The 22,228-nt window shown below is 65.1% G+C and carries 18 protein-coding genes; 4 read left to right on the top strand and 14 right to left on the bottom strand.

Features of this window, described 5'->3' with window-relative positions; genetic code table 11:
- Positions 1-79 precede the first annotated feature (79 nt).
- From ACFOPH_RS14710 to ACFOPH_RS14695, 4 genes are all read left to right on the top strand, one after another.
- The gene (locus tag ACFOPH_RS14710) at positions 80-550 is read left to right on the top strand and encodes a cupredoxin domain-containing protein (protein ID WP_379736063.1); all 471 of its coding nucleotides are present in this window, start codon (positions 80-82) and stop codon (positions 548-550) included.
- A 54-nt stretch (positions 551-604) separates the two neighbouring features.
- On the top strand, positions 605-1,225 hold the full coding sequence (locus tag ACFOPH_RS14705; RefSeq protein ID WP_379736061.1) for an LON peptidase substrate-binding domain-containing protein: 621 nt from the start codon (positions 605-607) through the stop codon (positions 1,223-1,225).
- 7 nt (positions 1,226-1,232) lie between these two features.
- Positions 1,233-1,973, top strand: coding sequence for an anti-sigma factor family protein (locus tag ACFOPH_RS14700; protein WP_379736059.1), 741 nt, complete (start codon positions 1,233-1,235; stop codon positions 1,971-1,973).
- Between the two features lie 559 nt (positions 1,974-2,532).
- Positions 2,533-4,005, top strand: a complete 1,473-nt coding sequence (locus ACFOPH_RS14695; RefSeq protein ID WP_379736058.1) for a DEAD/DEAH box helicase — start codon at positions 2,533-2,535, stop codon at positions 4,003-4,005.
- A 124-nt stretch (positions 4,006-4,129) separates the two neighbouring features.
- On the opposite strand, the gene ACFOPH_RS14690 is transcribed toward ACFOPH_RS14695, so the two are convergent.
- The 14 genes from ACFOPH_RS14690 to ACFOPH_RS14625 form a co-directional block, all read right to left on the bottom strand.
- Positions 4,130-5,803, bottom strand: a complete 1,674-nt coding sequence (locus ACFOPH_RS14690; protein ID WP_379736056.1) for a histidine kinase famiy protein — start codon at positions 5,801-5,803, stop codon at positions 4,130-4,132.
- Positions 5,804-5,985: 182 nt separating this feature from the next.
- Complete coding sequence (locus tag ACFOPH_RS14685; protein ID WP_379736054.1) at positions 5,986-8,001, bottom strand: ArnT family glycosyltransferase; 2,016 nt, start codon at positions 7,999-8,001, stop codon at positions 5,986-5,988.
- Positions 8,002-8,146: 145 nt separating this feature from the next.
- The gene (locus ACFOPH_RS14680; RefSeq protein WP_379736052.1) at positions 8,147-8,524 is read right to left on the bottom strand and encodes a GtrA family protein; all 378 of its coding nucleotides are present in this window, start codon (positions 8,522-8,524) and stop codon (positions 8,147-8,149) included.
- On the bottom strand, positions 8,521-9,498 hold the full coding sequence (locus ACFOPH_RS14675) for a glycosyltransferase family 2 protein (RefSeq protein WP_379737938.1): 978 nt from the start codon (positions 9,496-9,498) through the stop codon (positions 8,521-8,523). Before ACFOPH_RS14675 ends, ACFOPH_RS14680 begins: the two co-directional genes overlap by 4 nt.
- Positions 9,499-9,917: 419 nt before the next feature.
- A complete protein-coding gene (locus tag ACFOPH_RS14670; RefSeq protein ID WP_379736050.1) occupies positions 9,918-11,207 on the bottom strand; it encodes a glycosyltransferase family 4 protein in 1,290 nt (429 codons plus the stop codon).
- Between the two features lie 8 nt (positions 11,208-11,215).
- A complete protein-coding gene (locus ACFOPH_RS14665) occupies positions 11,216-12,253 on the bottom strand; it encodes a glycosyltransferase family 4 protein (protein ID WP_379736048.1) in 1,038 nt (345 codons plus the stop codon).
- Positions 12,250-13,284: a glycosyltransferase family 4 protein gene (locus tag ACFOPH_RS14660; RefSeq protein ID WP_379736046.1), complete on the bottom strand. Its 1,035-nt coding sequence runs from the start codon at positions 13,282-13,284 to the stop codon at positions 12,250-12,252. Before ACFOPH_RS14660 ends, ACFOPH_RS14665 begins: the two co-directional genes overlap by 4 nt.
- Positions 13,281-14,387 (bottom strand): DegT/DnrJ/EryC1/StrS family aminotransferase, encoded by a 1,107-nt coding sequence (locus ACFOPH_RS14655; protein ID WP_379736044.1) that lies wholly within the window; start codon positions 14,385-14,387, stop codon positions 13,281-13,283. The genes ACFOPH_RS14660 and ACFOPH_RS14655 overlap by 4 nt, the downstream gene beginning before the upstream one ends.
- A 37-nt stretch (positions 14,388-14,424) precedes the next feature.
- Positions 14,425-15,051, bottom strand: coding sequence for an acetyltransferase (locus ACFOPH_RS14650; RefSeq protein WP_379736042.1), 627 nt, complete (start codon positions 15,049-15,051; stop codon positions 14,425-14,427).
- Positions 15,048-16,520 (bottom strand): FkbM family methyltransferase, encoded by a 1,473-nt coding sequence (locus ACFOPH_RS14645; RefSeq protein WP_379736040.1) that lies wholly within the window; start codon positions 16,518-16,520, stop codon positions 15,048-15,050. The genes ACFOPH_RS14650 and ACFOPH_RS14645 overlap by 4 nt, the downstream gene beginning before the upstream one ends.
- Before the next feature lies 1 nt (position 16,521).
- Complete coding sequence (locus ACFOPH_RS14640) at positions 16,522-17,265, bottom strand: ABC transporter ATP-binding protein (RefSeq protein WP_379736038.1); 744 nt, start codon at positions 17,263-17,265, stop codon at positions 16,522-16,524.
- 7 nt (positions 17,266-17,272) lie between these two features.
- Positions 17,273-18,046: an ABC transporter permease gene (locus ACFOPH_RS14635; RefSeq protein WP_379736036.1), complete on the bottom strand. Its 774-nt coding sequence runs from the start codon at positions 18,044-18,046 to the stop codon at positions 17,273-17,275.
- A 137-nt stretch (positions 18,047-18,183) separates the two neighbouring features.
- Complete coding sequence (locus ACFOPH_RS14630) at positions 18,184-21,219, bottom strand: glycosyltransferase family 4 protein (RefSeq protein ID WP_379736033.1); 3,036 nt, start codon at positions 21,217-21,219, stop codon at positions 18,184-18,186.
- Positions 21,210-22,208, bottom strand: a complete 999-nt coding sequence (locus ACFOPH_RS14625) for a hypothetical protein (RefSeq protein WP_379736031.1) — start codon at positions 22,206-22,208, stop codon at positions 21,210-21,212. Before ACFOPH_RS14625 ends, ACFOPH_RS14630 begins: the two co-directional genes overlap by 10 nt.
- Positions 22,209-22,228 lie beyond the last annotated feature (20 nt).

Below are 22,228 nucleotides of genomic sequence, written 5' to 3'. Positions count from 1 at the left end.
GTCTGCGATTTTACAGGAATCAATATTCCCGGTATAAAATCGGCCGCCGTGCCGCCGGCACGTCTCCTGAAGGAACACGATGCATCCCGCCTTTCGCCCCGCCCTTCGCCGCTACTCGCCGCTGTGGCTGATGACCGGCGCCGCGCTGCTGGCGCTCCTGTGGGCCGCGCTCGCGCCGCTGCGCTATCCCAGTCACGAGCGTGTGTTCGAGATTCCCCGCCATGCGCTCGACCCGGCGCCCGGCGTACGGCGCCCCGCGCTGCCGCGCACGCTGCGGCTGACGCTCGGCGTGCAGGACGTGCTGCTGCTGCGTAACAGCGACCGCGTCGGCCATGTGTTCGGCCCGCTCCAGCTGCGTCCGGGACAGGAATTCCGGCTGCCCTTCGAGCATCCCGGCGACTACCGTTATGCCTGCCCGGCCGTTGCCGGCGGCGAGTTGCTGGTGCAGGTGGTGCGCCTGCCCGACCCCGGCTGGGACCGCCTGCGCTGGCGCCTCGGGGCCTTGGCCGACAGGCTACGCCACCTACCTTTGATCCCGCCCCAGGACTGAGCCGGAATCGGCAATCGTGCTGCGGTCTGGCGGACGATTCTGTCATCATGGGGCATGGCGACGATTTCTCTTCCCTTGTTCCCGCTGAGCACCGTGCTGTTTCCGGACGGTGTGCTGCCGCTGCAGGTGTTCGAGGCGCGCTACCTCGACATGGTCAGCCGTTGCCTGACCGAGGATGCGCCCTTCGGCGTCGTGCTGCTGACCCAGGGACAGGAAGTGCGCGAGCGCGGCGGCCAGCCCGAGCGTTTCGTCGAAGGCGGCACGCTCGCCACGGTGTGCGAGACCGCCGCCACGTCGCCGGGCCTGCTCCAGATCGTCTGCCGCGGCGGCGCCCGCTTCGAAGTGAAATCCTCGCAACAAAAATTGAACGGTTTATGGATGGCGGAGGTCGAACTGGTAGAGGGCGACCACGAGGTGCGCATTCCGTCCGAGCTGCAAGGGGCGGCCGATGCGCTCGACCGGGTGCTCGCTTCGCTGCACGACGTGCCGCAGGAACGCTGGCCCGTGCAGCCGCCGTTCCGGCTCGACGACTGCGGCTGGGTCGCAAACCGCTGGTGCGAGTTGCTGCCGCTGCCCAATTCGCAAAAACAAAACATGCTCATGCTCGACAATCCGGTGATCCGTCTCGAGCTGCTGCACGACGTGCTGGATGAACATGGATTGATTACCTCCTAGCGCCGCCATGAAATTTTCGGACGAACTCCTGGTTGCATTCGTCAACGGCGAGCTGGCCGAACCGGCACGCGCCGCCGTCGAACGCGCGATCCGAGCCGATCCGGCAATTGCCGCGCGCGTCGCCCAGCACCGGGCAAGGCGCAGCCGCGTCTACGGCGTCGTCGCCGGTGGACGCGACAGCGGCGGCCCCACCCACGCCCCGGGCTGCCACGGCAGCGCCAAGGTGGTCCAGCTCGACAGCATCCGCGCCGCCCGCCTCGGGCCGCTGACGCCGCCGCCGCCGCCCGAGCCGCAGTGGACGCCGCGCCACTGGGGCGCGCTGGCCGCGGCGCTGCTCGTCGGCGCGCTGGCCGGCGCCGGCGGCTGGCATGTCCTGCAGGACGAAGCCGAACTGGCTTCCCTCAGCGGCGCAGGCGGCGCCCTGGTAGCGCAAGGCAACCTGGCCGCGGCGCTGACCGGCCAGCTGGCCAGCCCCGGCCCCTCGGGCCGGGTGCGCATCGGCATCAGCTTCCTGGCCAAGAACGGCGCCTACTGCCGCAGCTTCGTGATGGACACCACCGCCGGCCTGGCTTGCCGCGAGAACGGGCAGTGGAAGATCCCCGTGCTGGCCCAGGGCCCGGCGGGCGCCGCCTGGATGGACGGCACGGTGCTGCCGCCGGCCGTGCTCGACGTCATCGACCAGCGCATCGAGGGCACGCCGCTCAGCTCGGCGGCCGAGCGCGCCGCGCAGGCACGCGGCTGGCGCTGAGGTGCGTTGAACGCGTCAACGGCGCACACGGACATCGAGCGGTCAATCTGACAGGAACCCGTACGGCACGTAGGGTGGGCACCCCGTGCCCACGCGTAAACGATGCGCAGATGCGGCGCTCATGAACGCCAACCGATATGCAGATGCGGCGCTGATGAACGCCAACACGACACAGGCTCCACGCGTGGGCACGGGGCGCCCACCCTACGGGTCACGTAGCGACGCTGTATTTCCGGTGTGTGGATGCATGCCGACGGAAACCTGGACACGGTGGGCAAGGCGCGAGGCATATTTGCAAAAACCGCAATTCCATGCGCCCGCCGCGCACACGATTTCATATACACTCCGGTGGTTTTAAGGTAACCTTGAGGGCGCTACCTAGTGTCTCTACGTCCGCGCCCTCGTTTTTGGCGGCGCAACGTGCCTACCGAGCCGGCCGCGGGCCGCGCACCAGTCGGCGGCAAGCCCGCCCATCCAACGTTCTGCGCGCCTTGCACGCCACCGAGGCGCCGCAGCGAAGCGGCCGTAGAGCGGAACGATTTAATGCCTGGAAAGAATAATGTCTGAAACACCGATGAACAACGAGGCTGGGGCAACGCCGGGCGCCGCAGCGCCGGCACCCACCCCGGGCGTGCGCTTTGCCGATTTCGGCCTGGCGCCGGAAATCCAGCGTGCCCTCGCCGACCAGGGCTACGTCCATCCGACCCCGATCCAGGCCCAGGCCATTCCGGTCGTGCTGCAGGGCCGCGACGTCATGGGCGCCGCCCAGACCGGCACCGGCAAGACCGCCGGCTTCTCGCTGCCGATCATCCAGCTCCTGATGGCGCATGCCAACAGCAGCATGTCGCCGGCGCGCCATCCGGTGCGCGCCCTGGTCCTGTGCCCGACCCGCGAACTGGCGGTGCAGGTGGCCGACAACGTCAAGGCCTACGCCCAGCACACGCCCTTGCGCTCGACCGTCGTGTTCGGCGGCATGGACATGAAGCCGCAGACCGAGACCTTGCGCCGCGGCGTCGAGATCGTCATCGCCACCCCGGGCCGCCTGCTCGACCACGTCGAACAGAAGAACATCAGCCTGGCGCAGGTGCAGATGCTTGTCATGGACGAAGCCGACCGCATGCTCGACATGGGCTTCCTGCCCGACCTGCAGCGCATCATCAACCTGCTGCCGAAGAAGCGCCAGAACCTGATGTTCTCGGCCACCTTCTCGCCCGAGATCAAGAAACTGGCCAACAGCTTCCTCGACCAGCCGGTGCTGATCGAAGTGGCGCGCAGCAATGCCACCGCGGAAAAGGTCACGCAAGTCGTCTACAAGGTCGACGACGAGCAGAAGCGCGACGTGGTCGAATACCTGATCCGCCAGCGCGCGCTGAAGCAGGTGATCGTGTTCTCGAACACCAAGATCGGCGCCTCGCGCCTGTCGCGCCACCTCGAACAGTGCGGCATCAAGGCCTCGGCGATCCACGGAGATAAAACCCAGCAGGAACGCATGGCCGCCCTGGAGGCCTTCAAGAAGGGCGAGATCGAGGTACTGGTCGCCACCGACGTCGCCGCGCGCGGCCTCGACATCTCCGACCTGCCGTGCGTGATCAACTTCGACCTGCCATACAACGCCGAGGACTACGTGCACCGCATCGGCCGCACTGGCCGCGCCGGCGCCTCGGGCGACGCGATTTCGGTGTATTCCGAGAAGGACGAGCGCCTGCTGGCCGACATCGAGAAGCTGATCAAGCAGACCATCACCCGCGGCGAACTGGCCGGCTTCACGCCGCGCGCACGCAGCCGGGATCGCGAGGCCGAACGTGGCGAACGCCGCCCCCGCCGCGAGGCCGAGCCGGCGCGCAGCGAGCGCCCCGCGCGTAGCTACGGCGCCGGTCCCCTGCCGCGCCGCGAAAAGGTCGACCCCTGGTTCCTCAAGCCCTACGAGCCGTCGAACGCGCCAGGCCGCGACAGCGCCCAGGCCGCACCGAGCGCACCGGCCAAGCCGAAGCAGAAAATCGCCTTCCTGCTCGGCGGCGTACCGAAGCCGTAAGGCCAGATAGGACGCTGCACCGTAGGGTGGGCGGCTGCACCCGGTCGTGTGTGTACACGCGGCCTGGATGCCGCCCACGCGTTCAGCCAGCCTGCGCGCAGCCCAGCGCCTTCTCAACGATCGATCACGACACCCCCGGCAAGATCGCCCGCACGCGCGACAGCAATTCCTCCTGCCGGTAGGGCTTGCTGAGGACGCCGAGCGGCTGGGTCGGTCCTGTGGACGAGGGCAGCTCTTCCATGTAGCCGGTGGTGATCAGGATTGGCGTGTCCGGGCGCCGTTCGCGCACGCGTTCCGCCAGCTGCAAGCCGTTCATGCCGCCCGGCATGATCACATCCGTGAACAGCAGGTCGATGTTCTTTTCCCCGTCCAGCAGTTCCAGCGCGCGCTCGCCGCTGGAAGCCGAGACCACCGCATAGCCGGCCGCGCCGAGCATGGTCTCGGCCAGTTCGCGCACGTCCTCGTTGTCCTCGACCACGAGGATGCGCGGCCGGGCCGCTTCCTCTTCCGCCGTGGCCGCCGGCGCAGGCGCGCTGCCGGGAGCATCGGCGGCGCCGTCGGCGACCGGAAACACCATGCGCACCGTGGTGCCCGCGCCGGGCGCGCTGTCGATCTCGAGCCGGCCGCGCGACTGCTGGACGAAGCCGTGCACCATGGCCAGGCCGAGTCCGGTTCCCGGACCCTTGGTCGTGAAGAAGGGTTCGGTCGCGCGCCGCATCACCTCCGGCGTCATGCCTTCGCCCTCGTCGATCACGCAGATGACCACGTGGCTGCCGTCCCCGCCGCCGTGGCGCAGCAGGGAGGTGCCGACCTTGACCTTGCCGCCCTGCGGCATCGCATCGCGCGCGTTGATCAGGACATTGAGCAGGGCCATTTCCAGGTGCGTGGGGTCGAGCGTGCAATAAGGCAGTCCGGGCTTCAGGTCGAGATGCAGCTCGACCTTGTCGCCCAGGGTACGCACCAGCATTTCCGAGAACTCGACCAGCAACGAATTCAGGTTGACGCGGCGCGGCTCGAGGCGCTGCTTGCGCGCAAAGGTCAGCAATTGCTGGGTGAGCTTGCCGGCTTTCATGGCGGCGCGCTGGGCGCGCCGGATCGGTTCGCTGGCATTCGGGTTGCCGCCAATGCCGAGCAGGGCCAGCTCCAGGTTGCCGTTGATGACCTGCAGCAGGTTGTTGAAGTCGTGCGCCATCCCCGCCGTCAACTGGCCGATCGCCTCCATCTTCTGGGCCTGCATCGAGGACTGCTCGGTGGCGCGGCGTTCGGTCACGTCCATCTGCGAGGCGAAGAAGTACAGCAGGTGGCCTTCCTGGTCGAAGATCGGGCCGAGATACAGGGCATTCCAGAACGGCGTGCCGTCGGCCTTGTAGTTGAGGATGTCGTGAGCGACGGCGCGCTCCTCGGCGATCGCCTTGCGGATCTCGGCGACCGTGGCCGGGTCGGTCTGCGGCCCCTGCAGCATGCGGCAGTTGCGGCCGATGACGTCCTCTTCCTCGTACAGGGTCAGGTCGAGGAAGGCGCGGTTGACGAAGACGATCGGATTGTCCGGCTGGCGCGGATCGGTCACGACCATCGGCATGCGCGTCATCTCGACGGCGGCGAAGAAGATGTTGCCGCGGTCTTCCAAGCCGGACTTGTCGATGTAGCTGGCCTGCCAGTGGCGCATGCCGGGATTACCCAGCGGATTGAAGGAGTTGCCTTCGAGCTGGCCGTCGGCCGGCACGCCGACGCTCTGGCCGTCGCCCTGCGGGTCGAGGTCTTTCTTGTCGTCGTCTTCGCGGTGTGATCCGGTTGCCATGGGATTCTTTCCTCGGATTAAGCTAGCGCTTTGAAAGCATCCATCGAAGCGTCATGTGCCATCCTACCGGGCATGGTGGTGCCTGACTGTGCGGCTCTTCACGCACGGCCGCCTTTGCGGGGGCAAGGCAGCCACCTGCGTTGCGCCTTGTCGTGCCCTGTCCTCCTGCTGGCTTCCTGATATCAGTCGGTGGTATTCACGGTAACCGCTCCCAGCATGATGCCCAGAAGACGCGAGTCCTCCGACTGCCCCAGCGAGAGCGGGGAGGTCGGTTTCGGAACTTCAATGACGATTTCCGTGGCAGTGCCGTCGGTATCGAATTCCAGCGTGATATCCGCGGCCGTCGGGCCAAGGCGCATTTCGCTGGATACAGAGCCTACTTTCACGATGAATGGCTGGTCGACATTCGGGCCGAACGCGGCTGCGTGCAGCACCAGCGAGAACTGTTTCGGCAAAGCCTGGGCCGCGTGCAGGGTGACTTGTTTTGCATCCGACCAGCGTCCCATCGGTTCCACCCCGGAGAGCCCCTCGGCGCGGTCAATCAGGCCAGACAGCGGCCCATTCATCGATGTCTTGCCAATAATGCGGGGGAGGGCGAACTTGAGCAGGGTGTACTCCCGGGTCTGGGCGACGACCGGCATGTCCTCCGGCAGTGGATGAGGGTTGACGATAATTACCCATCTCTTGTCTGTAGGAATTTGTTCCTTGCGCAGTGCAGCGCCTTCGGGAACGTCGACAAAATTCGCGTCCTTGTTGTCGATGTAAAACAGCACACGCATCAGGTGGCCGACGTAGGTTCCGATCACGGTAACGCTGCCGCGTTCGGCAGCAGGAATGTTGTCGCGAACGAACTTGCCGGCTGCGTCGTATTCGGTGTCGGTGACGAAGTAATGCATCTGGGTACCCAGTCGGGCTTCCGCCACGACAAGTATGCCTGGCGTCAGGACGAACAGGAACAAGGCAGGCGCGATTTTCTTGTTCAGGCTCCACAGCACCAAAATCGCCAGGCCCAAGGCAGCGATGCCGTACAAGGCGAAGCGCAGCTGCACGAGCGAAACGATCTCGGGCCCATCGACGTGGCCCAGTACGTACAAAGGCAGTTTGAAGGGGGCCAGCAGGATGAGGATGCCGAAACCTGCACTGAGCACCCACGTGCACTTCGGCAAGGCGTTGGCGCGTACCTCGGTGATGGCATTCGCGGCGACAATCAGCAGCAACGGGAAGGCAAAATCGTAGTAACGCATGTGCAGCCGGAAGACTTCGTTCGGGCCGAACTTGACGATCGATGCCGTGTACAGAACGGTGACGCCGATTGCCGAGCCCAGCATCAGGAAAGTAAACACATGCAAGCGGTTGCCGCCCGGCGTCGCGCTGCGGCGAAGCACGGCGCTGACAACCGTGCGTCCGACCAGGGCAAGCGGGAAGGCAAACAGCACGGCCAGCGCCATCATGTGACCGCGGCCGTTGATGAAGAGCGGATTCAGCAGGGTCTCGATGGAACTCGGCTTGGCAGTATCGGCGGTTGCGCTGTAGAAGCTGCCGAACAGGCCAAGGCCCTCTTTGCCTGCAAGCAGGTAACCAAGACCGAATTTGGTCGCCAGGACTGCGATCACGGCCGCAGCTGCCACCAGCAGGGCATGGAACATCGACCCCGGACGGTCCTTGTCGCTCAGGTCGACATGGACCAGATAGATGCACAAGGCAGGGACCAGGAACAGGGCGTGCACCTTGATGAGGCTGAGTACGCCCACCATGGCGCCCAGCACCAGTGCGTCCGCCATGCGGTTCTGCGCGCAGCGCGTCAGTGCGTACCAGCTCAGTACCCAGAAGCCGAAGTAGTAGACGGATTCCGGCATGAAGTACGCGGTGAAGCTACCGGCCGGCAGCATCGTGGCGATCACTGCCACGCATACGGCTAGTTTCACGCTCGTAAAGGCGCGCGCGGCAAGGTAAATGAACGGTGCCGCGCCGACGAAGGCAAGAGCGTTGATGATGCGTGCGCAGTCGAGGAAGCCTATGCCGCAGGCACTGGTCGGACGCATGATCCAAAGGTAGAGATAAGACGGCAGGATCGATTCGCTCAGGGGCACCAGGCGCGAAAACTTGCTGTAGTACCACTCATCGGCAAAAACGACTGGATTCAGGCCGAAACTGCGCCATACCAGATATACCAGGAGTAGCACCAGAATGAGATACATGCCGGCTTGCCAGCGTTGTTTTGTAGTATTAGCGTTTACTGTTGTCATTGGGATGAAAGTATCAAAATGTCCGGCAAGATCGTCGTTACGGCAGGTAAGCAGCGGTTGCAGGCGTACCCGAGGCACTGCCGGCCGACGGCCAGGCTTATCTGAAGATCCAGTATTTGCCCAGCAAGAAACCATTGATCGCGACCAGGGGCAGGGAGATCAGCTTGCCTAGGATCGGATAACCCGTCAGCATGTCCACGAATGCCACACAGGCCAGTGTCAATCCATAGTTGAACGCTACCAGGCAGATGTAGCGGATGAAGTTCGCAGAAACGGCAGAGCGCTGGAACGTCAACTTCGCATGAAAGACGTAGTTCACCACTAGGCCAGTGGCGAACCCGGCGGTGGTGGCCAGTGCGGCGGAGGCACCGGCGTTGATCAGCAATTGCATGACGCCGATGTCGATCACCGCCGACAGCACACCGCCGCATAGAAACACCAGGAATTGCCGGTGTCGTGCCAGCAAATCGTTCATTTGGCGGCGTTGGCAAGAATGCGTGTATGGATGGCGCGACGCGGGACCGAGGCGATATCGTAGGCAAGGAATGCAAGGATCAGTTGCGCGCCCATCAAGACCGGCAGGGCAGCCGTCATGACGACGCCAGCCGGTGTTTCCACGCCGGCGCGTGCCGAATCGACTGCCGCGGCGATACCGTAGCCAGCGCCGAAGCCAAGCAGGCACAGGCCCAGTGGCAATTCGATCGACGCCAGTGACATGTTGCGCAGGTAGTAGTTATAGAACACGCGCTTGAGGAAATTGCGCGCATGCTTGCGCAAGAATTCCGTCACAATCTTGCTGATCTTCAGATTACTTACTTCATCGCCATACACCGCATCCATCGGCACATCGACTACCCTGGCATGCAGCGTATTTAGGCGGAAAAGCATATCCGTCTCGAAGAAATAACGCTTGCTGATTTTGCCGAACGATAAATGATTGGCCACTTCCGCGTGAATGGCGGTGTAACCGTTAGTCGGGTCGAACAGGTCCCAGTATCCGGAAGACAGCTTGGTCATCAGAGACAGTACGGCATTCCCGAACAGGCGCATCGCCGGCATCGACCTGATCTGCTCGAGGTCGAAGAAACGGTTACCCTTCGTGTAATCGGCTTCGCCTGCAAGAATCGGTGCAACGAACTTCGGGATCAGGCGGGTATCCATCTGGCCATCTCCGTCGACCTTGACGATGACAGTGGCGCCAGCAGCGATTGCAGCCGCATATCCGGTCATCACCGCGCCGCCTACGCCCTGGTTGACCTTGTGTTCGAGGACGGAAACGCGCTGGTCCTGGCAGTTGGCGCGGACGAAGGCGCCCGAGCCGTCGGGGCAGCAGTCGTCCACGACGAAAATAAGACCTACTTCGTCTCCTATGCCTTCGATGACGCCGAGAATATGGCGGGTTACCTTATAGCTGGGAATAACGACGGCGATCAAAGCGTTCTTGTGCATTGAACAGGTGGTATTGGTTGCGAATGTCATTATATGAATGGGCTGGCTGTGCCCGGAAAAACCTGGAATAAATTCTGTTTTTGTGTCCAGCCCACGACGTGGGAGGCGATAAAGAAATGGGCATGCCGCGACATGATGATTCTTGCAGGTCAGAACGCGCATATCGGTGTATTGGCAGCGTCAGGTCATTGCCCGGACATACAGCGTGCCGGGAGACCGGTAATCACTATGCGCATACCGACGTGTTGCCATTCGATTTATCTTCCGATCAGCGCCGATGGCGAAGAAAACGCCATGGCACGTTGCATATGATCGTTCGATTGCGCCTGGCTGCTACATGATTGCGAAACGGCGTGGCAGCAAGGAGAATGTCGATATATAAAGGCGACATGATAATAGTTGCCAACAACACATTTTGATCAATTGTTGAGTGCGCTGCTACCAAAGATAGCCAGCGCGGAACGACTTTCGTCGCCGCTCAGCCAATCCGAACTGGCGCCCCAGCCTGCCAGTGTCGAGGTCAGCCGTTCAATGGCCGTCAGCGCAGGACGTACCCGGCTGACGTCGGCTGCCATCCTGGTCAGGCATTGCGCGTAATGGTCGGCGCGGAAGGTCGCTCCGGCCCATTCTTTTGCGCGGGCTCCGAGCGTGCTGCGCAATTCGGGCGATTCGTAGAGTTTTTCGAGCGCGCCTTGAAGTGAGCTGATCTCGTCCTCGGGATCGATCTTGAGGACGCAATCGTCTGGCAATTCGCTATAGAAATGCGTGTTGGTGACAATGACCGGTTTTCCATACAACATGGATTCGATCGCGGAGGCCGACGCTGCTTCCAGGCTTGGCCAGCGCAGACAGGTAACCACGTCGGCCTGGTCGATCGTGCTGACTAGTGCATCGTCGTCGAGTTCGTCCGAGATCAGCAAATTGACCTGGTACCTGCGGGCCAGGCTCGACAGGGCGACGACCGTATCGGTCTTGATCCGGCCAACCAGCCGGTAGACGGTATGGTCGCGCAGCACTGGGCTGTTGCCGATCGCCCGGATGACACTGGCGACACGCTTGTTTGGGTTGACATGCCCGATCGTCAGCACGTGGAAAGTGGGGCCGTTGCTGTGTGCCGCGGCGCCCCTGCCTGCCGGCGCGTTGTAGGGCAGCGGCACGACGTGTATCGGACCGGCGCAGCTGCGCCACAGGCGCTCCGCCCCCCAATTGCTGTGCGTAATGACGCCAGAGGCCATGGCGCCGATCCATTCGGTCATTGGCGCGGCATCGACCGTGCTGGCGAGGAACGAATCCGAATCCGGATGCGCGAAGTAGTGTTCGGGCACGGTGTCGCCATACCAGGACCGGAGAATGGCATGGGCGGCGGGCCTGTTGCGCTCTGCCCAGGCCCAGAACAGATGGCCCAAGAAGAAGTCATGGAGACAGACGATTCCTGGCGCGCGCGGCAGCCATTCGAGGCAGCCGATATGGAAATCGTAGTTGTTGCCGACCTGGTAGACGACGCTGTCGGCACCAGCAATGGCGGCTTTGACGGCGGCCTGGTTGCCCCATGACAGCACCGTGCCGCCAAAATCGTGCGACTGCTTTTTCATCAGCGATTCCAGCTCGCAGCGCACGACGGTGACCTCGTGGCCGGCCGCACGCAGCGCATGCACGACAAGCGTGCTCATCCGGCCAATCGCAGACGCTTGCAAGCCGGGAGTGAACATGACAACCTTCATTGCAGCAGTTTCTCCACAGTTTGGGGCCAGTTGATGCCAAGGCTGAGCCAGAGTGCCTTGGCAGCGGCTCCGCGCGCCGCTGCACGTTGCGGATCCTCGCAGGCCTGCGCCAGCACCGACGCCAACGCTTCGGCCTCCGGTTCGGCCACCCAGCCGGTTTCGTTGTGCTTGGCCAGGCTGAGAATGCCGCCGCTGTCGGTCGTCGTGATCAAGGCTTTGCCCGCCAGCGCTGCTTCCATCGATACATAGCCGAGCGAATCTTCATCGAACGGCAGGTAAGCGACGGCCGCGGCGCCGTTCAGGTATTCCGCATAGGTCGTACGCGGCAGGAACCGCAGGTCGAGACGCACCCGGTCTGCCAACCCGAGCTGTCCGACGAGGGCGCGCAGGCGCTCGCCGTCGGCCGGCCGGTCTGGCGGGCCGGCAATGAGCAGCTTGACGTTGCGCGGTGCGTGGCACAGGGCTTCCAGCAGCAGGTACTGGCGCTTCATGTCGTTGATGCGGCCGCCGGCGAACACGTAATCGCCCACCTGGCCGCCATTGAACAGCTCGGCATCGTTGATGGGCGGCAGCAGGACTTCGGCGTTGAAGCCGTTGTAGTGCTGCAGGCGCTGGCGAGTGACTTCCGAATTGGTGAAGATCTTGCGGCTCTCGGCAAAGCTCTCGCTGTCCGCATTGCGGATGAGGGTGCGCAGCTCGTCGCCAGCAGGGCCGGGCGGCAGGTTGGTCTGGCCGGCGTCGAACAGGTCGTATGCCTGGCGATACTGGTGCAGCAGCCACAGGGTTTTCCGCGGGTGGCGAATCAGGTAGGCCGGGAATTTCAGGGCGATGACATGATCGACGTTCATCAGTTCAAAGGCGCGAACCATCAGCATCTGCGATGGAATGCGCGATGCCGGCTCCCACTGGAATGGAATGCGCAGGACTTCCGCTTCGTGCCCGGCCGCGATGACGTTCTTTTGCAGGTGCACAGCCAGCTCTTCGGCGCCGCCCCAGACGAAGGGCGCCATGTTATTTACGATGAGCACCTTCATGCGAGGAGCCTTTTCAGTACGTGGGACCAGGATATGTTCAGTTCGTCGAGCCTGGCGTGGGCGCGCTCGCCCATCGCCACGGTGCGCTGGCGGTCGGTGTAGAGCTTGTCCATCGCGGCAGCCAGCGACTGCGGCGTCGGCGCGGCGACGATGCCGTTGTCGCCGTCGCGCACCAGTTCGAGCACGCCGCCCGAGTCTCTCGTCGTCAGCAGCGCCTTGCGTGCATGGCTCGCCTCGATGCTTGGATAGCCGTAGGAATCTTCGTCAAGCGGCAAGTAGGCGGCGGCCAGGCAGTCGGCGAGGACGTCGACTTTTTCCTGTTCGCTGATCCAGCGGTTTTCGAGCATGACGCGGCCCTGCAGCCCGGCCGCCGCGACCTGTTGCTTCAAAGCGTCCGGATACGTGTTGCTGATGCTGGCGCCGCACAGGCGCAGGCGGACCGGCGTGCGGGTCAGCGCCATCGCCTCGACCAGGAGATGTTGGCGCTTGTGGTGCTCGAGACGGCAGACATACACGATTTCGTCGTTATGGCCGCGCGAATGGAAGCGCTCGGCATCGATCACGGGCGGGTACAGCACTTCGCTGTCGATGCCATTGAAATGCGTGAGCCGGTCCGACACCACCTGCGAATTGGTGAAGACGTGGCGCGCCTCGCGCAGTGCGGCGGTGTCGGCCTGGTGCAGCGCATCGCGCAGGCCGCGGTGGCGCAGGTCGTCCTCGTAGGTGCGGTAAGGCGTATCCCACAGGTCGTAGAAAACCCGCAAGTGGTGGATGAACCACAGGATCTTGTGGGGATGCCGGATCAGGTGCGACTGCGGCCGGAAGCAGATGACGCGGTCCGCGGCCGACAGGTCGATCCAGCGGAATGCCGCCATCTGCTGGAACAGCAGGTCCGGAGCATCCACTTCCGGGAGATAGACGCGCTCTACCTGATGGCCCTCTTTCTCGAGCATTGCCTGCAGCCATTCCACGATATTGCGCGCGCCACTTGGCAAAAAGGGGATGAACGAGGAGCAGAGGGCAATTTTCATGCGTCTACGAGAAGAGTGCGCAGTTGGCCGGCGATGCGTTCGACGTCGTCGCGGGTCATCCCCTGGTGCGTCGGCAGGTTGATGCCGCGGCCGGCCCAGCTGTCTGCCACCGGGTAGGACGTCTGCTCCAGGTAGGGCGGCAGGATGTGCATCGGGTAGAACACCGGCCGCGTTTCGATGCCGGCTTCGTCCAGCGCGCGCATGATGCCGTCGCGCTTCGCTTCGTCGCCGTGGGCGAGGTAGACGGTGTACATCCATACCACCTGCCTGGCCCAGGACTGCTCGACCGGTAGCACGAGCTTGTCGGCCAGGCTGCCCAGCGCGTCGTTGTACCAGCCGGCGAGACGGTGGCGTTCCTCGATCGCGCGGTCGATGGTTTCCATCTGCGCCGTGCCGATCGCCGCTTGGATGTTGGTCATGCGGTAGTTATAGCCGATCACCTGGAACCAGTAGCGGCGTTGCGGGTCCATGCCCTGGCCGCGGAACAGGCGCAGCTTGTCGGCCAGTTGGTCGTTGTTCGTCGTGATCATGCCGCCTTCGCCGGTCGTGACGATCTTGTTGCCGAAGAACGAGAAAATAGCGCAGGTGCCCAGCCCGCCGACGCGGCGGCCGCGCACTTCGGCGCCATGTGCCTCGGCGGCGTCCTCGATCACCCACAGGCCATGCTTTTCGGCAACGGCATTCACCGCATCCATGTCGGCAGGATGGCCGTACAGGTGCACCGGGATGATCCCGCGCGTGCGCGGCGTGATCTTCGCTTCGATGGCGGCAGGGTCGATGTTCATCGTCTCGCGGCAGACGTCGACCAGCACCGGCGTCGCGCCGCAGTAGCGCACGGCATTGGCGGTGGCGATGTAGGTGACGGTCGGGATGATCACTTCATCGCCCGGCTGCAAATCCATGCCGATCAGCGCCAGGTGGAGCGCAGTGGTGCCGTTGTTTGTGGCGACTGCGTGCTTTACGCCGCAGAATTCGGCGAAGGCGCGTTCGAACATGCCGATATATTTGCCGTTCGACGAAATCCAGTTGGTGTCGATGCAATCCAGAACGTATTCGCGTTCCTTACCGTTCAGGGTAGGCTGGGCTACTGAAATACGACTCATTGATTTCGCTCCATGGTGAGTTGCTCTCTGTTTCTCTTTATTTGTGCAGGACACGGGCGGGTACGCCCACTGCGGTGACGTCTGGCGGGATCTGGCAGATGACCACGGCGCCCGCGCCAACGGTCGCGTGCGCACCGATCTCGATTCCCGGAATGACCTTGCAGCCCACGCCCAGGAAGGTGCCGGCGCCTACGGTGATGTTGCCCGCCAATGCGCATTGCGGTGCGAGGTGCACGGCTTCGCCGATGTTGCAGTCATGGTCGACGGTGGCGCCGGTATTGACGATGGCGAGGTCGCCGATGCTTGCTTCGGCATTGATGACGGCGCCTGCCATGACGGCGACGCCGGCGCCAAGCCGGGCCGATGGCGACACGACCGCGGCCGGGCTCACCGCATTCACGAGTTCATAGCCCAGTTCGCGTACTTGCCGGCCGAGCCTGGCGCGCAAACGGTTCGGTCCGAGCGCGACGAAGGCGCGCGTGTGGCCCTCGTCGCGGAGCCGGGCCAGGTGGTGGTCGCCCACGAAAACGGGCAGGCCGAGGCAGGTCGGCGCGCTGTCGCTGGCGCCGACGCAGCACAGGACGGTCTCGCCCATGGCTTGCAGGAGTTCGATGCAGACCTTGGCGTGGCCGCCTGCACCGACGACGATGACGGGTTGGTTCATGCAGTGTCCCCGGCTTTGGGCCAGAGCCGTGCGCCCGGGCGTGAAAAGAATAGGTTGGTCGATTCCGCCGCTTCCAGGGCAGCCATGTCGATTTCCGAGAGCGCGCCGGTATGGGCATCGATGGCGCGGTACTCAAGGCCGAGGTCGGTAAAGGCAGCAAGCCATTCCGAGCTGGTATGCGCATTGCGGTGCAAGTGCAATGGTCCGAATTCGACGATGAGGGCGATGTCGGGATTGGCTTGCACGATCGACAGAGCGCCGCGCAGCACTTCGAGTTCCGCACCTTCCGCATCGATCTTGAGGAGATCGACATGGCAGGCCGGCCCGAGCACGGCTTCGAGCGTGACCGTGGATACCTCGACCGACGGCGCAGCCTGTTGGCCGTTGCCGAGCTCGAACAGGGAATGGTGTCCGCTGGTGGCGCCAAGGAACAGTGTCTTGACGCCTTCGCGGTCCCAGACAGCCTTGCCGTGGACCTCGGTCAACTGGCTGAGGCCATTGATCCAGAGCGTCTTGTCGAGCAGCCTGCGCGTTCCCGCGAAAGGCTCGAATGCAACGATGCGTCCGCGGCCCTGCAGGGCACGCCCCGCAGCCAGCGTGTGCAGCCCGACGTTCGCGCCGACGTCGACGAAGGTGTCACCCGGCTGCAGGATCTGCTGGATCAGCAGGCGGGTGCCGCGCTCGAGGTCGCCGGTGTCGATCAGGGTCGCCAGCAATGCCAGGTCCGTATCCGAGCACATCACATAGCCGGCTTCGGTTTTCACCATCACTTCGTCGGCCGCGCAGTGCATCAGCGCACGCCGCGCGCTGGCATAGGCATATTGTTCGAGCCGGTCGAATTGCGGCGCAAACCCGTCGAGCTTGTGCCCGACCACCTGTGCCAGTTGCTGCTGCGCGTCGGCGAGGGCCTGGCGCATCGCATCGTTCTTGCCGGCCTGTTCGCTCAACAGGGCCGCTATCCTGTGCCGGTCTTCCGCGAACAGGCGGCGCACGAGGTCGCGCGTCGCCTGCTGTTCCTGCAGCAGTCCCGTGAACAGGATCTGCTGCTCCTGTACCGCGTGGCCCTGCATCGAGATGATTTCGTGGCGCAGCATTTCGCGCGCCGACTGTACTTCGCGCAGGACTTCGGCCGAAGCGCGCTGCACCTCGCGCTGGGTATCGGCAAGGGTGCGCAGCGTGTCCTGGTGCAGCGCCTCGGTCAGGTAGCGGCGCGTGCGGAAGGCGACCGGACGCAGGAAAGGCTTGAGCAAGCGGAAGGTGATGGCGGCAGGGCGGCGCAACCAGCGCTTGACGCGGCCGCGCAGGTCGGTCCGGGCCATGTCGATGCTGGCCTGCTGGACCGGCAGCGCAGCCGGCTCGCCGGACAGCGACGCGACCGGACGGGTTGTCGTGAAGGCCGCCGCTGCGCGCCGCGCCGCGGTCGCCAGCGCGACATCGATATCCAGTCCGCTACGATACTGTCGTTCCATGTTAGTGTCCGAAATAGGCGGCAGCGACTTCGGCGGCAGGGCCATCCATGCGGATCTTGCCGTGTTCCAGCCACAGCACGCGGTTGCAGGTTTCCAGGATCAGGTCGCGCGAGTGGCTGGCGATGACCAGGATGTTGGTCGACTGGACCAGGGTGCGCATGCGTTCCTCGGCCTTGTGCTTGAAGTTCTCGTCGCCGACTGCGAGCCACTCGTCCATCAGCAGGATCTGCGGGCGCACCGTGGTCGAGACCGCGAAGGCCAGGCGCAGGTGCATGCCGGTCGAGTAGGTACGCAGGGGCATGTCGATGAAATCGCCAAGTTCGGAGAACGCGATGATTTCTTCCATGCGTTCGGCCAGTTCGGCCTTGTTCATGCCGAGCAGGGCGCCGCGCAGGTAGATGTTCTCGCGGCCCGTCGCTTCCGGATCGATACCCAGCGAAATATCGATCAGCGAACCGATCTCGCCGTCGATGCGGGCGCTCCCCTGCGACGGCACGTAGACGCCGCTGAGCAGGCGCAGCAGCGTGCTCTTGCCGGCGCCGTTGTGGCCCAGCAGGCCGACGCGGTCGCCGTCGCGCAGGGTGAAGCTGAGGCCTTCGAGTGCGCGCACGACGACGCGCCCCATCGGATCGGAGCCGAGCTGGCCGCCGGTAGCGACCGAGATCAGGCGCTTCTTGAGCGAGCGCCCGCTTGCGTTATAGATCGGGAAGTCGACTGCGACGTTGTCGAAATGAATAGACGCCATGGTTCGTTTACAGCCAGTAAGCAATACGGCGCTTGTAGCGGCCGAAGATCAGAAGAGCCAGTCCCCAGCCGAGCGCGGCCATCGCGGCGGCGACCACCCAGTTTTTCGTGTCCGGCACCTGGCCAAGGAGCGGAGCGCGGGCAATCTCGAGCATGTGATAAAAGGGATTCAGGTCGAGCAGGAAGGTTCCCGCGCGGGCGGGCAGCAGCGACGGCATCCACATGACCGGGGTCAGGTAGAAGATCACCTGCAGTACGCTGGTCACCATTTGCGGCAGGTCGCGGTAGCGTGCGCAGACAATTGCCAGGATCAAGACCATCCAGCCGAGGTTGAGAATGGCGAGCAGCAGGCCTAGGACGCTCAGCAGGGCGGCCCAGTCGAGCGGCTTGCCGACAATCAGTAGCACGACCGGAAAGATCACAAGGTTATGCAGCAGGATCAGGAAATTACGCCAGATCATGCGCATGATGTGCACGAACAGCGGCAGCGGGAGTTGCTTGATGATGCCTTCGGCGCTGATGAAGCCGATTGCGCCTTCGGTGATGACCGACGCGATAAAGGTCCAGAGGATCATGCCGATGGTCAGGAAGGGCAGGAATTCCTGCATCGGCGACTGGAATATCTGGCCAAAAACGATACCGATGGTGCCGATCATGACGCCCATGCTGAGCGTAATCCAGAAAGGCCCGAGCGCGGAGCGGCGGTAGCGCGCACGCACGTCCTGCCACCCGAGCATGCCGACGAGCGGAAGACGCTGGATGGCCGCGACAATGTCCAGCACGGCGTTCGCAGTAGGGCGGTTACTCATTTATAAGAATTAAAGCAACAAATCAAAGGCAGGCATTGTAACCTGCTGACCTCGCATAAGGATAATTTTTCTGTAAGAAATTGCTCTCGCAGCAACGCTCCGGTCTTCTGTCAGGAAAAGGTCTGTTGCAGTTTGCGCCAGGCCTGGCGTGCGCTGTCGCGCCAGGTCAGGACCTCGACCCGGGCCGCCATCGCCTGGCGTTCGGGCAGCGGGAGCAGGCTGAAGCGCCGTATCAGGGCCATCAGCGCGCCCTGGTCGCCGAGTGGGAAATATTCTGCGCCCGCGCCCGCTACTTCGCGGAACACTGCGATGTCGGAAGCGATGACCGGGACCTGGTGCTGGGCCGCTTCGACGATCGGCAAGCCATAGCCTTCGGCGACCGAGGCGGCCAGCAGGGCTTGGGCGCGGCTGTAGCACAGGTTGATCTCGGCATCGGTAAAGCGCTCGACGAAGAACAGGCGCCGCCCCAGTTCGGGGTGGCGGCGGATGCGCTGCATCAGCGTGCCAACTTCCCAGCCTTCCTTGCCGGCCAGGCACAGGCGCGCCTGGCTGCCCTCGTTCCACAGCGCATCGAAGGCGTCGAGTACCGCGACATGGCCCTTGCGCGGCTCGATCGTGCCTACCATCAGGAACAGAGGACTCGCGCTGTCGGCGGCCATGGCCGCCACTTCCGGGCGGATCGCCTGGCCGGCGCTGTCCGGCACGATGTCGGCGCCGAGGCGCCAGTAGTCCAGGCGCAGCGAATGCGGTGGATGCATGCCGTGTTCGTCGAGGTAGGCGGCGACGTCGTCGCGCACCGCACCGGAAATGCACAGCAGCATGTCGCTGTGCCGTACCGCCAGGTCGAACCAGCGCTTGAATACCTCTACCAGGCCAGCGCCGCAGAATTGCGGCATGCGCAGCGGTATGAGGTCGTACACCACGGTAACGATGCGTCCGCCCAGGCGGCGCACCGACTCGAACACCGGGACGAAGTCGGGGTAGCGCTGCCACGACGAATCGATCATGAACAGCAGGTCGCCGGGGTGGATATCGATGGCGCCGCCGGGCACCGCGCCCGCCGGGTGGCCCAGCAGGCGCGCCGCGACCGTGCCGGCGCGGCGCAACACGCCATGTTCCAGTTGAACCAGTTCGATCGGCGGTACGTCGTCTTCCAGGAGGCACAGTTCGCGCGCCACGTTGCGCACCACGCGCTGGATGCCGCTCAGCGCATCGGTCTCCGACAGCTGGGTCACGTCGATCAGCAGCCGCGGCGCGCGCCCGCTCATCAGGTTGGCCTGGGCGTGGGCGGCCAGGACATCGATGGCGGCGAGGGCCGGCCGGCCACCCTGCATATTGGCGGCAATGCATGCCGCCACGCGCCGTGGGCTGTGCTGATGGGCGGCGTCCAGCATGCCGGCCAGGAGCGCCGCCTGCTGGCCGGGTCCGGCTTCGGCCGGTGCCCGCGGCGGCAGGGCCATGCCATGGCGCTGGCGCAGCGCCGCGACGCTGGCGGCATCGTCGAGCACCAAGCCGTGCAAGGCTTCGTGCAAGCTGCGGCCGGGAGGCTGCGCCTTGCCCGCCGCCAGCCAGGCATGCAAGCCCTGCAAGCCGGCGTCGCGCAGCAGCAGCGCAGGGTCGGGTGCATGCGCCGCGGCGACATGGGGGGCGCCGGTAAGCCACAGCACGCCCGGCGCAGCGCGCATCAGTTGCACCAGCGCCGGGCTCATGGCCTCGGCCGCCAGCAGGTATAGGACGGCGTCGAACCCGTTCAGGCGCGCCGCTAGGGCGGCGCGCGTACGCTCGGCGGGACGCGCCTGGGCCAGTTCGGCGGCGTCGACGAAGGATAGGTCGAGCTGGCGCGCCAGCGTATCGAGCGTGGCGGCGGCAAGGCCGGCTGGCGCTGCGGCGTGGACGACTGCCACCCGCAGGCCGGCGGATCCGGCCTGCTCGTGCGCATCTTCATACGCCTGGGCGATCGCGCTCCAGGCGCGCCTGGCCGTGTCGCTCCAGCTGAAACCGCGCGCGCGCGCCAGGCCATGGCTGGCCAGGTCGGCGCGCCAGGCGTGGTCGCCCAGCACGCGTTCCAGGCTCGCCGCGATGGCGGCCGGCTCGGCAGAGTCGAAAAGGGCGTCGGCGCGGCCGACCACTTCCGGAATCGAGGAATTGTTGGCCGCGATGACCGGCGCGCCGCAATGCATTGCCTCCAGCACCGGCAGGCCGAAGCCTTCGTACAGCGAAGGGAACACGAAGACGGTGCAGGCGTTGTAGAGCGAGACCAGGGTGTCCTCGTCGACGCGCCCGGTGACGACCACCTCGTCCTCGTCCAGTCCGGCTTCACGCATGAGCGTACGGAACCGTTCGAGGTCGCCGACTTGGTTGACCACCAGCTGGTGGCTGCGGCGCGTGGCCGGCGTCAGCAGCGCATAGGCGCGCAGCATGCCGCTGAGATTCTTGCGGTAGTCGCCATTCCCGGTGTACAGCACGAAGGGCCGGGCAATGCCGAGCTGGCGCACGGCGGCGTCGACCGCTTCGCGGTCTTCCAGGCGGCGGAAATGGGCGTCGGCGGCGGCGCCGATGTTGACTACCCGTTCCGGCGCAATGCCGAGCAGCCGGATGGCGTCGTCGCGGGTGGCTTCCGAGATCGCCAGCAGCAGGTCGGCCTGCTGGAGATTGTCCAGGCGCCGCCGGTACCAGGCTGCGTAGGCCGGCGACGGGGCGAGGTGCTGCTCGGGAAACAGCAGGGGTATCAGGTCGTACAGCACGGCGACGCGCAGGCGCTGCGGCAGGAGCCCGTCGGGCTGGGCCGCCATGCCGCGCTCGCACCAGCCCTCGAAGGGGCTGGCGCACAATACCGCATCGGCGCGCACGGACTGGTAGGCTGCATGGATCAGCGCGGAGGCAATCTGTTCGTCGCGCGTTTCGTCCACGCCTGCGGCGCTCAGCGGCGGGTGGGTATAGCACGAGTAGGCGCCGGGCGGCGCCAGCCCACCGAAAGCATGGCGCAGGCTGGCCGCGGTGTCCGGATACAGGCCGTTAGCCAGCAGGCGCAGTTCATGCGCGCCGCGTTCGGCTGCCATGGCCTGGGCCAGCGACAGGGTGTAGCGGCCGATGCCGCGTAGGCGCGAATCGGTCTGGCAGGGAAACAGGTCGAAAATCAGTCGCAATCGGAAGTCCTTGGCGAAGTGGCGTCCAGTTCCTCGAGCAGCAGGCTCTTGAACTGCGGTCCGACGATGTTGTCGGGATCGACGGTCAGCGGCAGCAGGCCTGGCGCGCTCGCAGCCGCGGCCGGCGCCGGCAAACGCTGCCCCAGCCAGGCAGCGCAGCGGCCCAGGACCGGGATGCTCTCAAGCCTGGCGGCCAGGCGTCTCAGCAGGGCCTGGGGCAGCCGGCGCACGACACTGCGCAGCTGTCGCAAGGCAGGGCCGGGAGCGCGCCGCAGCCGCATGGCCCAGCGCAGCGGTTTCGTGAGTCTCCAGGAGCTGCTGGCCAGGATGGCGTCGATCTGCTGCTGTTGCATGGTGGCGCGCACGGTGGCGGCCAGACCGTCCGACTGCGCCACTCGGAGGGCGCCGCGCGCCTGTTCGGTCTCGCGCAGTGCTTGCGCGAGCAGCTTGCGTCCCTCCTGCAGGTGCGCTTGCCAGGCAAGGCTGGCCGCCTCCGCTACCTGCTGCATCAGCGCCGGCTGGTCGCCGCTGACGAAGTAATGCAGTCCGTCGGCGCTGAGCACGAAGCGGTAGCCGGCCCCGGCCAGCGCTGCGCGCCAGCCTGCATCCGACGCGGGCAAGGCAGCCTGGCCTGACTCGACCAGCAGCGCCGGCGGACGGCAGCCGTCGCCCTGCCAGCCGGCGAGCGCGCGCAGCGCGGCGCTGCCGCGCACAAGCAGCCACTGCGCCCCGGGCGCGCCCGCCGTTGCCAGCAGGCGGCCGAGGCATTCCTGCGTGCCGTCGCCGCTTACCGCCAACTGCATGCCGCGCCATCCGGCATCGGCGAACTCGCGCGCCAGGCGTGACGGCTGGGCGCCTGGCGCCGCTGCTTCGAGATAGAACCCGGGCTCGGAACCGAATACGGAGAACAGAGCGCTGGGGGTGGGCGCCGGCGGCAGGTCGGCGCCGGCGCGTGGGGCAGTGGAGTGGGGGCTTGCAGCAAAGAGCATGTACGGTTCGGTGCGTCGGT

The sequence above is a fragment of the Massilia haematophila genome, assembly GCF_042647645.1.
Lineage (GTDB): Bacteria > Pseudomonadota > Gammaproteobacteria > Burkholderiales > Burkholderiaceae_D > Telluria > Telluria haematophila.
The sequence above is the reverse complement of the archived record's forward strand: the minus strand, read 5'-3'. Positions and strand labels throughout refer to the sequence as shown.